Raw genomic sequence first — 14,556 nt, 5'->3', positions numbered from 1 at the left:
GAAAGTTGCTTACAACATCTGTAAGTCCTGATACATAATGCGATACGCTGCTGCTTTTTTTCCCAGTGCCAGCGGGTAGGCTCTTGAGGAAGAAGGCATCCGGTAGAGGCGCATCGGATGGTTTTCGAAAAGAAACTCCGTGAAGTCGCCTACTTTGGGCTTGTCGATGGAGAACTGCGTGCACAGCGTGTCCGTAGCCTTCTCGCCGGTGGTAACGATAGCCTTGCATTGCGGTATCCGGTGTAGCAGGGCAGGGACGTCCGTGGGTTGCACCACTTCCAGAAACTTATCCGAGGCGTTGTCCTGCAGGCGCCGTATGGCAGAGGCTGTGTCGAACAAGGCAATACCCTTTTCCTGCAGGAAACTGATGAGGCGTTCTTTGCAGAAAGCCTTCTTCGTCTTGTCTACAAAATAATCCTTGTCATTGAAGAAAAGGAACCCGGTAATCCTCCACATGTCATTGTTCCAGTTGGGGTAGTAAAACTCCATGGACCACCGCTTTTTCTGCGGAGGAAAGCTTCCCAGCATCAGCAGACGGGCGTTGCCGGGAAGGAAGGGTTCTAAAGGGTGTTGTTCTATTTCCATACTTTCCAATTTCATTGTTCTGCCTGCAAAAGTACGGAATATATCTTGGATATGCTATCCTGCAATGTCCTGATTGCTCATTCTGTCGGTGATTTGGAAGGGGAAATCAGGATATTCGTAGAGGCTGAACCGGGATTCTGTCTTGCCTTCCGTATAGTTCCAGATGGTGGCATATTCTTCGGCGTCTTCTCCCATGGCCTGCAGTTGGCGGAGGTAGGAGGCTATGGACTTGTTCTCTACGATATATATTTGCCCCAAGCGGTCTATTATCGGGCTGTGGCGGCGAGTATTGTCGTGGTCGAACCGCAAGATACGCTTGCCCTCGGGGGTGATGCCTACCATGTTGAAAGTCATGCTCTTGCCGATGGCGGGCAGGTTGAGCACATTGCGGTCGGTGGCGAGGAAAGGCAGGTGGTGCGTTTTCAGGAAACGCCGGATGCAGGCTGCCGGGTCATGGACGGTTCCAAGCAGTACGGACAGATTATGGGCATCTTCCTTGGTCAGCTTCCCGAAGCGCTTTTCTTCCCGTTGCTCTTGTACGGAACGGCTGTTGGGGGTAAACACGGCATTGTTTTCTTCAAAACCTTTCACGGAGAAGGTGTAGTAGCAAACCACTCCCAACTGATTGAGCACTTGCCGCAGGCGGGTAGTATGCCCCCGGCGGGATGCAGCTACGTTGTATACCAGTTGGTTGTCAATGAGCCAGCCTGCCGCCAGCAGTTTGCGTATTCCTTCGGCAGCTTCCGGAGTGACTTCGAGCGGGGTTTGGAAATGTGTCTGGATAATGAACTGGTGGATGCCGATGGTAGACGCCTTTTCCTTGAATTCCCTTAGAATCTCCACCAGCCCGTCATTGATGCGCATGGGCAGGTAGGCGGGGAGGCGTGAGCCGAGGCGTACACGTTGCAGCTCTGCATACTTTTCTCCTTCGGGCCGTTCCTGATTGGCTTTCCGCTTGCGGACTGCCATGCGGTAGACGGCATCCAGAATATTGCCCAGCGTCTTGTTTTGGCTCATCAGTGCGTCACCGCCGGTGATGAGAATGTCCCGCAGTTGCGTGTCTTCCTCAAAATAGGCCATCAGCCGACGCAGCTTCTTTTCCCATGTTTCCTTGGGACGCAGGGTGTCAAACTCAAAATTGAGCCGTTTGCTTTGAAAGTCGTACATACGCTGACAAGATGCGCAGAGTCCTCCGCAGGCGCGTCCCATGGTGTCGGGGATGAGGATGGCCACTTCCGGATAACGGCGGTGGATGTTATGCCCGTCGGGCAGCAGCCAGCCGGCGGCATTGGGTTTACCTGGTTCTACGATATCCTCCCGTTCCCAGGCACGTATCTGTCCGTAGGTTTCCACCAGTTGGGGTGAATAGAGTATATAGCTGCGCAGGGCCTCGTCGTCGTATCCGCTGCCGGTGCAGTTCAGCAGTGACAGATAATAGGGGGTGGCGAAGAAAGGCATTCCCTTCTTGCGGGCTTTTGAGAGCAGGTACATGGTTTCGGCAGAAAGGGAGTTGCCGAGAAGACGGTTTAGCTCCGTAGGGCTTTTGACGGCCATGGCAAGATGGAAACGGAAGTCATTCCACCATTCGCTGACGAGGTTGAACTTCTCCTCGTAGCTGAGTCCCTCTTCGAAATGGAAGCGGGAAGCCGGGTTCTTGCGGTGCTCAATCTTCTGCACCAGTGCATGCAGGATGCGTTCCTTGTTCTTTGCACGGATATGCTGCACGTCTTCATCCAGTCCGCTGGGCCAGCGTTCGGTCAGGGTTTTGATTTTCTGTGCGGAGGGCAGGGTGGGGGCTGGCTGGTGGAGGCGTTTGAACTGCTGGAACAAGTCGATGAACAGGTCCGTTTCCGTTTCCTCTTCCCATTGTCCCGTGAGGAAGGAATGCAGCATTGATAAAGTTGCTATGGGCAGCTGTTCTCCGATGGAGAGCTCGTGTACTTCCTGCCCGTCAAATTCAATCAAGAGTCGAATTTGCTTACCGGCCTCGCTGTCCACTTCCGGATGTCCGGCAATGTACTCCGTCAGGTTGGCCTTGAAGGCTTCCGCATCGTCGCTTTGAACGGCGATGCTGACCAATTCAGGGAGTTCGTGCCGATAAAGTTGTTCCAGTTGTGATAGAGTGAGTGCAAGCATTTTCTTTTGTTTCATAAGCGGTTGTTTTTTTGAAGTTAATATTTATGATGGTTGACGCGGGGTGCGTCCTTGTGTTCCGTGAGGGGAAAATGATTTCATTTGCTAAAAATAACAAAAAAAAGCGGGAAATTTCTTTCCCGCCTTCTTGTTTCTAAAGTTCTTTAGAATTCTTTTTCTTTTATTTCTCTTCGTTGGCTTTCTGTTTCGGTTCCTTTTTGGCCAGCATCACTACGTTGTAAACGTACTCGGTCATCCATTGTTCCGAATATCCCAGACGCTCTTTGTACTGGCGTACTGCCGCTGCCGTCTTGTGTACATCGTCCTTTTTCCATACGGTTTTTGTACAGACGTCGTGTACGGTTTTTTCGGTCATGCTGCGCAGTGCTCCCTTGAAGATGGAAGGCATGCGGAATTTCCACTGCATCAGGTTTCCCATCAGCATCATCAAGTCATTGGAGAAGCCTTGATACATAAAGAGATAACCTTGTACGTCGTTCTGCGTACGGCAGTGCTTCTTGACGGAAGTATCAATTTCCTTGAAGAAGTTTTCACTGATGCCGTAGTCCTGCATCAGCATCTTGCGCGAAGCGGCCTTTTCCGCTTGTCCCAGGCGGCCTCCCTGCGTGGGGATTTTGAACAGACGCTTGAAGTTGGCTACATCCGGCACAAAGCGGATATTGGTGATGCCCAGGTTGGCGGCTATTACAGACTGGAAGTAGACGCGTGTCAGTGACACGAAGTCTTCCACATTCTTCGAAGATACTTCTCCGGTATTCTTGTTGAATAGTTTGGCAAATAAACTCATATCAAATTACGAATTACTGATTACAAATTACAAGACCGCAGGTCATCCGGCGGTTCCGGCTGCAAAAGTACGAAATAAGTTGGTTATCACCAGCACTCTATGTCTTTTTCTACCTCTTTCAGGCGGTTCTTGGTGAAAACGGGGTCTTTGATACCGGCGCTTTTCTGTGCGCGGTAGTCTTCAAGCAGCCTGAAAGCGTATTTTCCGAGCAGGCTGATGGCGATAAGATTGCAGAGCGCCATGAGTCCCATAGTGACGTCGGCAAGGCTCCATGCCAGATCGAGGGTGGCAACAGCACCGAACATGACCATGCCGCCCACCAGTATACGGTAGATGTTGAGCACCCATTTACGGTGGGTAAGGTAGCGCACATTGGCTTCTCCGTAATAATAATTTCCCAGAATGCTGCTGAATGCGAAGAAGAACAAGGCTACCGCAACGAAGATGGCTCCCGAAGGTCCTATCTCGTTGGTCAGTGCATGCTGGGTAAGCTGTACGCCGTTTGTGGAACCATCCAGTGGAGCACCGCTGAACAGAATGATGAAAGCGGTGCAGGTACATATAATCAGCGTATCGGTAAATACTCCCAGCGTCTGAATCAAGCCTTGCTTCACGGGGTGGCTGACGTGTGCGGTTGCCGCCACATTGGGGGCGGACCCCATACCGGCCTCGTTGCTGAACAGCCCGCGTTTGATGCCCTGCATCAGCGCCATGCCGACACCCCCTCCCAAAGCCTGCTCCCATCCGAAGGCGTGGCCGACAATGAGTGCCAGGACTCCCGGCAGCTCTTTGATGTTCAACAGAACGATGATAAGTGCCAGTGCAATGTATCCCAACGCCATGATGGGGACGATGATGCTGCTGACTTTGGCTATGCGCTGTACGCCTCCAAAGATGATTGTCAGCGTGAGTGCGGTGATGATCCCTCCCACAACGGCATGGTCGAACCCGAAAGCGCCTTCGAAAGCGGCACACAGTGTATTGCTCTGTACCGAGTTGAATGCAAATCCGAAGGTAATGGTGATAAGTACGGCAAACAGTGCCCCCATCCACGGCTGTTTCAGTCCCTTACGCATATAGTAGGCCGGGCCGCCGATAAAGGAGTCTTTGCCCTTTATCTTATACAATTGGGCCAGTGTAGATTCTACAAACGAGCTGGCAGCACCCAGGAGGGCAATCACCCACATCCAGAATACAGCGCCCGGACCGCCTACTGCAATGGCGGTGGCAACCCCTGCAAGATTGCCCGTACCTACACGGCTGGCAATGGAGATGGCAAATGCCTGGAACGATGAGATATGCTTTTCCTTGGCATCGCCTTTCCCGCCCGAGTCGCCCAGCAGACGTACCATTTCCTTTATCATCCGGAACTGTACAAAGCGGGTTCTCAGCGTAAACCATACGGCGCATCCCAACAGCAGGGCAACGAGGATGTAGGTCCAGAGCAGGTCGTTTATCAGATTTATTATTCCCATAATGTATATGTACAGTTATCTATTTGTAGTAAAAAACTCACACAAAACAAGTGCTACCCTCTGTCGTTATCTAAGGTGGTCTCTGTCGTTACTTTAGGCTACCTCTGTCGTTATTCAAGGCTACCTCTGTCGTTAACTGAGATAGACTCCTTGCAAGTTGATGATAATCAACGTGGTATGAACTCGTGTGCTGCGATTTGTACTATGGACAAATCTGGACAAACCTGACGGAATCTCCTTGCCTATTTCAGCTTGAAGTGAAATTTGTGTCCTTCAAACACCGGTTCCACTATGTCATAACGAACAAACTTTGCCAGCAGATGTTCGGCGGCGCGTCGGGAAAGATGCGCCAGGCGGCAGTAACGGTTCAGTGAAAGGCGGTCGTTTTCTTCCAGCAGATTGAGCAACAGTTGTTCCCGTTCGGTATATTCTATCAGTTCTCCTTTCGGACTTCCGCTTTGCTGCCAGACGCGCAGATGGACGGGAGTAGCCAGGATGTTTTCATCCTTGATGCGGAGATAGGCCAAGTATTTTCCTGTTTCGTCCTTGGCATATACCGGCTTCCGGTCACTTTCCTCGATTTGTACCACCAGCACACTGCGGCCTTCCACCAGATAGGTCTGCATGATGTAGTTCACTTCGGGGCTGCAATAAAGTCCGGCAGCCGCTTCTATCATATATTGTTCTTCGTCCGAACGGACACCGGCAATTTTCCCGTTATCTTTCACTCCGATGAGCAGTTTTCCACCGTCTGTATTGGCAAAGGCTGAAAGGGTTTTGGCTATCTTGCGGGCGTCGGATATTTCGAACTTGAAATCCTGCTGTTGGTGCTCTCCTTCGGCTATGAGAGCGTGTATATATTCGGTGTCAGTAAGCGTTTTCATGCTTGCAAAAGTAGATAAAAAATGCGTAAGAGCCCCTTTTTGCGGCGATTTTACCGAATATTTCAAAAAAAATATCGTTTTTCTGCATTTATTTCAAGAAAGAATGTATTTTTGCCAGACATTATTAACGAAGTAATTTAAAAAGGATTATGAAAGAATTAGTTGAAAAAGTAGCTGCATTGTATGCAGACTTCTCAAAAGATGCAAACGCTCAGTTGGAAAACGGTAACAAGGCAGCAGGAACTCGCGCTCGTAAGGCTTCTTTGGAAATCGAAAAAGCTATGAAGGAATTCCGCAAAGCATCTTTGGAAGCTTCTAAGAAGTAAGAAAAAAAGCATATTTGATGCTGCGAAAGACTGCCACTACTGGCGGTCTTTTTTGTTTTTGAAAAGTATTATTGCTACTTTTGACGCAGGTATTATGGATGAAAACGTTCTCAATAAACTGAAGATACTGGCAGAGTCGGCAAAGTATGACGTTTCTTGCTCCTCCAGTGGTACGGTGCGCTCCGGCAAGGCAGGCATGCTGGGGAATACTGTGGGTGGCTGGGGCATCTGTCATAGTTTTGCCGAGGACGGCCGTTGTATCTCCCTGCTCAAAGTGATGCTTACCAATTATTGCATCTACGACTGCGCCTACTGCATCAACCGCCGCAGCAACGACCTGCCGCGTGCCACGCTGTCGGTGGCCGAGCTTGTAGACCTCACCATGGAGTTCTATCGCCGCAACTATATCGAAGGGCTTTTCCTGAGCAGTGGGGTGGTGCGTAATCCCGATTACACGATGGAACGCCTGGTGCGCGTTGCCAAGGACCTCCGCACTATCCATCGTTTCAACGGATATATCCATCTGAAGAGCATTCCCGGTGCCAGCCGCGAACTGGTGAATGAGGCAGGGCTTTATGCCGACCGTCTCAGCGTCAATGTCGAGATACCGAAGGAGGAGAACCTGAAACTGCTTGCCCCGGAGAAAGACCATAAGAGTGTATATGCGCCTATGCGCTACATCCAGCAGGGAGTCCTTGAAAGTTCGGAAGAACGCAAGAAACACCGCCACGCTCCTCGTTTCGCTCCTGCAGGACAAAGCACACAGATGATAGTAGGCGCTACCGCCGAGACGGACAAGGATATTCTGTATCTTTCGTCGGCCCTCTACAAGGGACCTACGATGCGGCGTGTCTACTATTCGGGCTATATTTCCGTCAATACCTACGATAAGCGCCTGCCGGCATTGAAACAGCCCCCTTTGGTGCGCGAAAACCGCCTTTACCAAGCCGACTGGCTGATGCGCTTCTATCAGTTCAAGGTGGAGGAAATAGTGGATGATGCCTACCCGGACCTTGATTTGGAGGTTGACCCCAAGCTGTCCTGGGCTTTGCGCCATCCCGAGCAGTTTCCAATCGATGTGAACAAGGTGGATTATGAGATGTTGCTCCGCGTGCCGGGCATCGGCGTGAAGTCGGCACGGCTGATAGTGGCTTCTCGACGTTTCTCCAAGATAGGTTTCTACCAGTTGAAGAAGATAGGGGTGGTGATGAAGAAGGCGCAGTATTTCATTACCTGCTGCGAGTTGCCGATGCGCACGGTCAATGAGCTGACTCCGCAAGGGGTACGCAGTCTGCTGTTGCCCAAACCGAACAAGAAAAAAGTGGATGAGAGGCAGTTGATGCTTGATTTTGGCGAATGAATATCTTTTTATACGATAAGACTTTTGAGGGATTGCTGACTTCTGTTTTTGAAGCCTACTCCCGCCGCACTTTCCCCGATGCACTGTTGTTGGAAGGAGAGCCTCTTCCATTGTTCTACGATGAAATATTTACAGTGATAACCGATGAGGAGAAGTCCGGTCGCGTCTGGCGCGGATTGCAGAAGAAGCTGTCGTCTGCGGCACTTGCCTGCCTCGCCCAATGCTGGCTGGCAGAGGAACCGGAAACTCCCATGCTGCTGTTCCGCTATATCCGCAAGGCGATAGATGCTCCTCGCTCCATTGAAACGAACTTTGCCGACCCTGATGTGCTGGAGTTCTCCCGTATGTGGAAGCGGGTGGATTGGGAGCGTATACGCCTGCTTCAGTTTGTCCGCTTCCAGAAGGCTGCGGACGGTACTTTCTTTGCTGCCGTCGAGCCCGAAAAGAATGCCCTTCCTTTGGTGACGGGGCATTTCAAGGACCGTTTTGCCGACCAGCGTTGGCTGATTTATGATATCAGGCGAGCCTATGGGTACTATTACGACTTGAAGGAGGTGCGCCAGGTGACTTTTGGTGAGGACAGTCGCGAAGGACATCTTGTCACCGGCATGCTCGACGAAAGTCTGATGGACGGAGACGAACAGCTTTTCCAGTCTCTCTGGAAAACCTATTTCAAGGCAATCTGCATCAAGGAACGCCTCAATCCCCGGAAGCACAAGCAGGACATGCCCGTGCGCTATTGGAAATATCTGACGGAAAAACAGCAGTGATTCCCTTTATTCGATTTTCTCCACTGTCACTTCGGGAAATTCCTGCATCAGTTGCAGCAAATATCCCTCATCATAGCTTTTCTTGGATTTGATGACCATGGTCACTTGATAGTTGGTGTACTCTCCCTGCACTTGCCGGTCCAGGTTGTAGGACACCACCAGATAGTCTTTGGAGTTGAATCGCCGGGACACTTGCGGCAGTATCTCTTTGCTGGAAGTGGAAAAGGTTATCACGGAACTTTTCATGCCAATGCTTTTGAAAATAAGGCTCAACAGTTCGAGCCTTGCCAGAGTCAGCAGGGTGGCGGCAATGCTGATGGTGTACATTCCTGCACCTACTGCCAATCCGATGCCTGCAGTAGCCCATATTCCTGCGGCTGTTGTCAGTCCCCTGACTATCTGTTTCTGGAAAATGATGGTACCCGCACCGATGAATCCGATACCGCTGACTACTTGTGCGGCAACACGGCTGGGGTCCAGCGTCACACTGCTTTCCTTGATGATTTCCTGAAAACCATATTGGGATACAATCATGATGAGCGCGCTTCCCAATGATACCAGGAAATGGGTGCGGTAGCCTGCTTCTTTGGCACGGTATTCCCGGTCCAGTCCGATAATGGCACCCAATATTCCGGCTACCAGCAACCTGAGCACAAAATCAAAGTTTAACATCATCATCGTATCCTCTCTTTCTTTTTTATTAATTGATGACCCAATTCTTATTGTGGGGCACTGTTTTCTTGGGGTTGTAATGCATTCCGGCTTGTGTCGGTATTTTTAGTATGTATGTACGTCCGCTTTTATTCATCAGCGAGGTATCCCGCAGCCACGGATTGGCATCTTTCAGTTGGGCATAGGTGATGCCTTTATCTTTGGCAAACTGTGCCAGGTTGCCGATGCCCGTTGTGACGGTCACTTCCGTGTAGGGGATGGGCGGATAAAGATGTTCCCGTTTCAACAGAAAGCCGTACTGCTGTGGATTGCTGATGACTGCTTTGGCTGCCAGCAGGCGGAACATGTAGCGCGAAGTCTCTTCTACCAGCCATAAGTCGACAGCCTGGTCCACCATTTGCTTCTGCAGCTGTGTGGAGATGCGTCCTTGCCCGGCATTGTAGGCGGCGGCTACGCACAGCCAGTTCCCGTATTTCTGATAAGCATCTTTCAGGTACTTGCAGGCTGCTTTGGTCTCTTTCTCGATATGGTATCGTTCGTCGATGTTGCTGTTCACCTCCAGTCCGAATTCGCGTCCGGTGGCAGGCATGAACTGCCATAGGCCGGCGGCACCCGCAGGCGATTTGGCAAGCGGGTTCAGGTTGCTTTCTATCACAGCGAGGTACTTGAAGTCATCGGGAAGGCCGTTGGCTTTTAGTATAGGCTCTATGACGGGGAAGTAGCGGTTGGCACGCTTCACCATGAGCATGGTGGTGGAGTGCATGTAGGTGAAGGACATCAGTTCGCGGTCCATACGTTCGCGGTGGTCGTAGCGAAGCAGGTCAATAGCTTGTCCGGCAAAAGTGATCTTGTCCGGTACGCTGGGGGAGGTCACGCAGTAGGGAACTTCGGATTTCACGGAATCGCGTTCGGGATTCAGCGTACTGCTGCCTGCGAGGAAGGGGAGGCTGGAACCTGCGCACAGTGCAATGGCAGCGGTAAGCACGATATATTTTGAATTTTTCTTCATGTCTGTATGTCTATTTCTGTTTGGAGACGTGAAGATACGAAATCAATTCGTTATAGGCAACCTTTCCCATAGCCATCGTGGAATCATACGCCAAAAAAATACCAGTACCCGGTAGCGTCCGTCAATGACAACTACCCGTCTCTTTTCTCTTAAAGCCTTGATTATGTGCTGTGCTACACGGTCTGCTTTCATCAGCATCGGGTATTTCCCGCTTTTCAATAAATCGGTGGCAACAAATCCCGGACGGATGTCGGTGAAGTGTATATCAAGATGCTGCATCCGGGCAAGTTGTGCCAGCGCTTCGATATAGGTATTCTGGAAGCGTTTGGTGGCAGAGTAGGCCGGTGCAACGCCCAGTCCTTTAGTGCCTGCAATGGAACTGATGACAGCAATATGTCCGGAGCCTTTTTCCTTGAAATAGTTGAAGGCGGCAGTCACCATGCGGGTAAATCCCTCTACATTGGTACGTGCCGTGTTCAGTTCGATGTCCGGTTGTAAGTCCCGGTTTTGATGTCCCACGCCGGAACTGAGGAAAAACAGGTCTATGCCTCCCAGCTTTTTTATCAGGTTATGGAGGTGTAGAGTCGCTGTCTCTTCCGTAACGTCCAGCTGTTCCGTGACTATCCGGTCGGGTGCGGTGGCTTGCAGGGCATGCAATGCTTCCTCTCTTCTGCCGGCAATACCTATATGCCAGCCTTGTTGTACAAGTATCCTGGCTACTTCTTGTCCGATGCCTGAAGTGGCACCGATGATGATGGCTTTCTGCATGATGATAGGGGATTATCCGATGACGGTTGCTACAATTCTTCTTCCTCCGCCCCGGTTGCGGAACTCGCAGAGATAGATGCCTTGCCAGATACCTATGTTCAGACGCCCATTGGTGATGGGGATGGTGAGGCTGGTTCCGCTGAGGGTTGCCTTGGCATGGGCGGGCATATCGTCATCGCCTTCGCATGTATGTTGGTAATAAGGTTCCCGTTCTTTTACGAGGCGGTTGAAGATGGCTTCCATATCTGTCTGTACGTCAGGGTCTGCATTCTCGTTGATGGTGAGGCCTGCGCTTGTATGCTTGATGAACAGATGCAGGATTCCGGCAGACGGAAGCGGTGGAAGGTTGCGTATAATCTCCTCTGTCACCAGGTGAAAGCCACGCCGGCGAGGGGTTAGGGTAAATTCTTTCTGTGCGGTCATAAATCATTGTTTTTCGTTTGTTGTCAGGATGGTCTTGTCCGGCAGGGCAGTTCCACGGTGAATGTGCTTCCCACTCCCATTGTCGAATCTACGGTAATCACTCCATTCATTTTCTCAACGATGGATTTGCAGATGGAGAGTCCTAATCCGGCACCTTGGGCAAAAGAGTCCACCTTTTCGAACCGTTCGAATATCATTTCCAGTTTGTCGGGGGGAATACCGCATCCAGTATCGGAAACACTGATTCTTATGCCGTCTGTGTCCGTTTCGTAGTACACTTCGATATGTCCCTGCACGGTGTTTTTCAGTGCATTCGATATGAAGTTGTTCAGTATCTGTTTGATGCGCATCGGGTCGTGCTCTATCTGGCCGGGGGCTGCCGGATACCTGGCAAAGAGTTTCACTCCTGCCGGAACGTTCCGTTCGTACTCGGTAATACTTTCCTCGATGAGTTCTGCCGGATTGAACCATTCGGAATGGAGCTCTATGTGTCCGGCCTCTATCTTGGAAAGGTCCAGAACGTCGTTGATTAGTTTGAGCAACAGTTGGTTGTTGTGGTTTATCAAAGAGATGTACTGTTCCCTTTCCTGCTCGTTTTCCACGTAGTGCAGCAGGCTGGAGAAACCGATAATCGCATTTAGCGGCGTGCGGATTTCATGGCTCATATTGGCAAGGAAAGCGGATTTCAGCCGGTCTGCCTCTTCGGCCTTTTCCTTGGCTTGTATCAGCATTGCCTCCGTCTGCTTTAATTGGGTGATGTCGTAATTGATGCAGATAATCTCTATGATGTTCTGTTCAGGCATGTAGCGTTCTACAATGATGTTGACGTGGGTCCACATGAAAGAACCGTCTTCTTTAAGAACACGTACTTCCCGGCTGAGCTTGTGTGCCAGTCCTCTCTTTACGTTCTGTAGGAAGTCAAGCATGATAGTACGGTCGTCTGGGTGGAGATGATTGTAGGTTCCGATGATTTCAGACAATGGTGTTTCTGTTTTCTCACCCAAGTTCTTGTACCAGCTGCGTTGGGCATAGCCTTGCTCATTAAGAAGGTCATAATTGGCATATCCCACTTTGGCATAGTCACCTATAAGCTCAAAGTGGCTCTCGAACTCTTGTATTTTGTTGTAAGCGACGGTCGTTTCCGTTTTGTCTGCGTTGATTAGCAGATAGTTGGTCAGGTTGTGATTATCGTCGTAAAGGCTTGTGACTTTGGTTACAAGGTCTATGGTGCCCGTCTTCTTCTGTGTCTTGTAGTAATTGCCTATTTTAGAGAAGTCATACCGGAAAGTGAAGTCTGCATTTTCATGTTTTCTTAACTTGCTTTTCATCTCTTCCGGGAAAATCGGATTCTCGAAAATATTAATTCCAAGTAGATCTTCTTTCTGTTTGAGATGGAACATTTCCTGCTCTTTGTCATTCATATCTATCAATATTCCCTCTCGGTTATAGAGCTCAATTCCTACCGGAAGATATTTATAAATATTATGGAGGAGACGGTTACGCTCTTGTAAGGCTTGGGATGCCGATGACATGTCGGGACCGTCTTGTGTTTCGGCAATGCCGTAGACTTTGACATTACCGTTTTCATCGGTTCTCTGCAGGCATATCTTGCTTCTTATCCACGTTGGACCCTCTACTGTGTTGAGCAGATATACAGTCTCTTGTGTCTGCCGGATATTGTCGAAGGAATGTGTGGTAGTATGCCGTTGTTCCTCTTTCAGGATACGTTTGTTGAAATCTTTAAAGCTGATGGTTCCATCCTCATCCAGTCCCAGCAACCGGGAGATATATTCGGAGCAAATGTAGCTTTCGGTCTTTAAATCAACTTCCCACCATCCCATATTGGCATTGGTCATCATTGCTGACAGTAAGTCATAATCAAATTTAGAATTCATACCGGAATCTTTGATAGTGATGTTTTTGTTCTGTCACAACAATTAAGATATTGACAAAGATACATTATTTCCAAATTAATCTGTGATGAACGGAAATAAAAATAAGGGTTATATGTGTTTTTGGGAAATGGGAAAAAGGTACCCGAGTTTTTGTACTTGCCGGAATAAGACGTATATTTGTTGCAATTTTTACATTCTAACAAGAAAATGCCATGAAGCGTATTGGACTCTTTGTAATAGTTTTTTTCTGCATATCACTCTTACTCCATGCAAGCGGCCCGCGTGTCTTGTTTATCGGAGATTCTATCACGGACGGTAACTGGGGAAATGCCTGCGGGATGCCCAAACCGACTGCGGAACGAAGCCTTTGGGATATGAACCATATTTACGGTAGCGGCTATATGTATTTGTGTGCAAGTCATTATCAAGGAGATTTCCCGGAAAAGGAATATGCTTTTTTTAACCGTGGCATCAGTGGAAACACTCTCCGGGATTTGGAGAAACGCTGGGAAGAGGATGTCATTGGAATGAAACCGGATGTGCTTTCCGTCTTGGTGGGGACAAACGATGTACATTACTATCTGCAGGGTGACAAAAAAGAGCCTTTTGATTTTGAAGGATGGGAGAAATGTTACCGTTCCTTGCTTGACCGTTCTTTGCAGGCCAATCCGGAATTGAAGATAGTGCTGGGCACTCCTTTTGTTGTCAATGTCGGCAATATGCGTAAGAGTGAGGACTTTGCAGAACGTGATAGTCTGGTGCGTCGCTGTGCCGCCATCGTAGAGAGGATAGCGAAGGACTATCAGACGGTATTTCTTCCTTATAATGCGATGTTCGATGAAATTCTTGGCATTGCTCCGGCTTCTCAGGACACCTATTGGATTTGGGACGGTATCCATCCTACTCCTGCAGGGCATAAACGAATGGCGGATATGTGGATAAAGCGCGTGAATTTATAATTTATCAATAAAATAGAGAGTAATGGAAAAAGTGATTATCAACTCGTACGAGGATTTTGAAAAGCTGGTAGGCCAGCAAATCGGTGTTTCGGAATATGTAGAGCTCCCTCAGGAGCGTATCAATCTGTTTGCTGATGCGACATTGGACCATCAGTGGATACACGTCGATACGGAACGCGCCAAAGTGGAAAGTCCTTTTAAGAGCACTATTGCACATGGGTATCTCACCTTGTCCATGTTGCCATATCTGTGGAACCAGATTATTGAAGTGAACAACCTGAAGATGATGATTAATTATGGTATGGACAAGATGAAGTTCGGTCAGGCGGTATTGTCCGGACAGAGCATCCGACTGGTTGCCCATTTGCAATCTCTGTCGAATCTGCGCGGTGTGGCAAAGGCGGAAATAAAGTTTGCCATCGAAATACAAGGTGAAAAGAAGAAGGCACTGGAAGGGGTGGCTATATTTTTGTATTATTTCAATTGATT

15 protein-coding genes are annotated in these 14,556 nt (G+C 49.4%); 5 read left to right on the top strand and 10 right to left on the bottom strand.

What is annotated here, in order from left to right; translation table 11 throughout:
- Positions 1-9: 9 nt before the first annotated feature.
- The 5 genes from ACESTD_RS10470 to ACESTD_RS10450 form a co-directional block, all read right to left on the bottom strand.
- The gene (locus ACESTD_RS10470) at positions 10-585 is read right to left on the bottom strand and encodes a uracil-DNA glycosylase family protein (protein ID WP_005835840.1); all 576 of its coding nucleotides are present in this window, start codon (positions 583-585) and stop codon (positions 10-12) included.
- 54 nt (positions 586-639) lie between these two features.
- The gene (locus tag ACESTD_RS10465; RefSeq protein WP_373158843.1) at positions 640-2,736 is read right to left on the bottom strand and encodes a KamA family radical SAM protein; all 2,097 of its coding nucleotides are present in this window, start codon (positions 2,734-2,736) and stop codon (positions 640-642) included.
- A gap of 163 nt (positions 2,737-2,899) precedes the next feature.
- Positions 2,900-3,526: a hypothetical protein gene (locus tag ACESTD_RS10460; protein ID WP_005826441.1), complete on the bottom strand. Its 627-nt coding sequence runs from the start codon at positions 3,524-3,526 to the stop codon at positions 2,900-2,902.
- 86 nt (positions 3,527-3,612) lie between these two features.
- A complete protein-coding gene (locus tag ACESTD_RS10455; protein WP_373158844.1) occupies positions 3,613-5,001 on the bottom strand; it encodes an alanine/glycine:cation symporter family protein in 1,389 nt (462 codons plus the stop codon).
- 242 nt (positions 5,002-5,243) lie between these two features.
- Positions 5,244-5,885, bottom strand: coding sequence for a helix-turn-helix domain-containing protein (locus ACESTD_RS10450; protein WP_057256371.1), 642 nt, complete (start codon positions 5,883-5,885; stop codon positions 5,244-5,246).
- Positions 5,886-6,034: 149 nt separating this feature from the next.
- Here ACESTD_RS10450 and ACESTD_RS10445 point away from each other — a divergent pair, with 149 nt between their 5' ends.
- From ACESTD_RS10445 to ACESTD_RS10435, 3 genes are all read left to right on the top strand, one after another.
- Positions 6,035-6,211 (top strand): histone H1, encoded by a 177-nt coding sequence (locus ACESTD_RS10445; protein ID WP_005826447.1) that lies wholly within the window; start codon positions 6,035-6,037, stop codon positions 6,209-6,211.
- A gap of 94 nt (positions 6,212-6,305) precedes the next feature.
- Positions 6,306-7,571 (top strand): putative DNA modification/repair radical SAM protein, encoded by a 1,266-nt coding sequence (locus tag ACESTD_RS10440; RefSeq protein WP_008663816.1) that lies wholly within the window; start codon positions 6,306-6,308, stop codon positions 7,569-7,571.
- Entirely contained in the window at positions 7,568-8,341 is a 774-nt protein-coding gene (locus tag ACESTD_RS10435; protein WP_005835845.1) for a TIGR03915 family putative DNA repair protein, read from the top strand. The genes ACESTD_RS10440 and ACESTD_RS10435 overlap by 4 nt, the downstream gene beginning before the upstream one ends.
- Positions 8,342-8,347: 6 nt before the next feature.
- Here ACESTD_RS10435 and ACESTD_RS10430 read toward each other — a convergent pair whose 3' ends face one another.
- From ACESTD_RS10430 to ACESTD_RS10410, 5 genes are read right to left on the bottom strand one after another with little or no spacing between them, the layout of a single operon-like run.
- Positions 8,348-9,016 (bottom strand): MgtC/SapB family protein, encoded by a 669-nt coding sequence (locus ACESTD_RS10430; RefSeq protein WP_373158857.1) that lies wholly within the window; start codon positions 9,014-9,016, stop codon positions 8,348-8,350.
- 25 nt (positions 9,017-9,041) lie between these two features.
- Positions 9,042-10,022, bottom strand: coding sequence for a lytic transglycosylase domain-containing protein (locus ACESTD_RS10425; protein WP_005826452.1), 981 nt, complete (start codon positions 10,020-10,022; stop codon positions 9,042-9,044).
- A 42-nt stretch (positions 10,023-10,064) separates the two neighbouring features.
- Positions 10,065-10,790, bottom strand: a complete 726-nt coding sequence (locus ACESTD_RS10420) for an SDR family oxidoreductase (protein WP_005826453.1) — start codon at positions 10,788-10,790, stop codon at positions 10,065-10,067.
- Positions 10,791-10,802: 12 nt separating this feature from the next.
- Positions 10,803-11,213 (bottom strand): secondary thiamine-phosphate synthase enzyme YjbQ, encoded by a 411-nt coding sequence (locus ACESTD_RS10415; RefSeq protein ID WP_005826454.1) that lies wholly within the window; start codon positions 11,211-11,213, stop codon positions 10,803-10,805.
- Between the two features lie 23 nt (positions 11,214-11,236).
- Positions 11,237-13,108, bottom strand: coding sequence for a PAS domain-containing sensor histidine kinase (locus ACESTD_RS10410; RefSeq protein ID WP_373158845.1), 1,872 nt, complete (start codon positions 13,106-13,108; stop codon positions 11,237-11,239).
- 212 nt (positions 13,109-13,320) lie between these two features.
- Here ACESTD_RS10410 and ACESTD_RS10405 point away from each other — a divergent pair, with 212 nt between their 5' ends.
- Positions 13,321-14,067 carry an SGNH/GDSL hydrolase family protein gene (locus ACESTD_RS10405; protein WP_022401637.1) on the top strand — a complete coding sequence of 249 codons (747 nt, stop codon included), beginning with the start codon at positions 13,321-13,323 and terminating at the stop codon, positions 14,065-14,067.
- A 22-nt stretch (positions 14,068-14,089) separates the two neighbouring features.
- A complete protein-coding gene (locus ACESTD_RS10400; protein ID WP_005826461.1) occupies positions 14,090-14,554 on the top strand; it encodes a MaoC family dehydratase in 465 nt (154 codons plus the stop codon).
- Positions 14,555-14,556: the final 2 nt, after the last annotated feature.

Source organism: Bacteroides sp. AR20 (assembly GCF_964250605.1).
GTDB classification, from domain to species: domain Bacteria; phylum Bacteroidota; class Bacteroidia; order Bacteroidales; family Bacteroidaceae; genus Bacteroides; species Bacteroides uniformis.
This window is presented reverse-complemented; position numbering and strand designations above follow the sequence as displayed.

Excerpts from the sequence above, each read along its gene's own strand:
- ACESTD_RS10435 (WP_005835845.1), top strand. The coding sequence starts at position 7,568 with ATGAATATCTTTTTATACGATAAGACTTTTGAGGGATTGCTGACTTCT.
- ACESTD_RS10465 (WP_373158843.1), bottom strand. The coding sequence starts at position 2,736 with ATGAAACAAAAGAAAATGCTTGCACTCACTCTATCACAACTGGAACAA.
- ACESTD_RS10420 (WP_005826453.1), bottom strand. The coding sequence starts at position 10,790 with ATGCAGAAAGCCATCATCATCGGTGCCACTTCAGGCATCGGACAAGAA.
- ACESTD_RS10455 (WP_373158844.1), bottom strand. The coding sequence starts at position 5,001 with ATGGGAATAATAAATCTGATAAACGACCTGCTCTGGACCTACATCCTC.
- ACESTD_RS10415 (WP_005826454.1), bottom strand. The coding sequence starts at position 11,213 with ATGACCGCACAGAAAGAATTTACCCTAACCCCTCGCCGGCGTGGCTTT.
- ACESTD_RS10430 (WP_373158857.1), bottom strand. The coding sequence starts at position 9,016 with ATGATGTTAAACTTTGATTTTGTGCTCAGGTTGCTGGTAGCCGGAATA.
- ACESTD_RS10445 (WP_005826447.1), top strand. The coding sequence starts at position 6,035 with ATGAAAGAATTAGTTGAAAAAGTAGCTGCATTGTATGCAGACTTCTCA.
- ACESTD_RS10450 (WP_057256371.1), bottom strand. The coding sequence starts at position 5,885 with ATGAAAACGCTTACTGACACCGAATATATACACGCTCTCATAGCCGAA.
- ACESTD_RS10470 (WP_005835840.1), bottom strand. The coding sequence starts at position 585 with ATGGAAATAGAACAACACCCTTTAGAACCCTTCCTTCCCGGCAACGCC.
- ACESTD_RS10425 (WP_005826452.1), bottom strand. The coding sequence starts at position 10,022 with ATGAAGAAAAATTCAAAATATATCGTGCTTACCGCTGCCATTGCACTG.
- ACESTD_RS10460 (WP_005826441.1), bottom strand. The coding sequence starts at position 3,526 with ATGAGTTTATTTGCCAAACTATTCAACAAGAATACCGGAGAAGTATCT.
- ACESTD_RS10410 (WP_373158845.1), bottom strand. The coding sequence starts at position 13,108 with ATGAATTCTAAATTTGATTATGACTTACTGTCAGCAATGATGACCAAT.
- ACESTD_RS10405 (WP_022401637.1), top strand. The coding sequence starts at position 13,321 with ATGAAGCGTATTGGACTCTTTGTAATAGTTTTTTTCTGCATATCACTC.
- ACESTD_RS10440 (WP_008663816.1), top strand. The coding sequence starts at position 6,306 with ATGGATGAAAACGTTCTCAATAAACTGAAGATACTGGCAGAGTCGGCA.
- ACESTD_RS10400 (WP_005826461.1), top strand. The coding sequence starts at position 14,090 with ATGGAAAAAGTGATTATCAACTCGTACGAGGATTTTGAAAAGCTGGTA.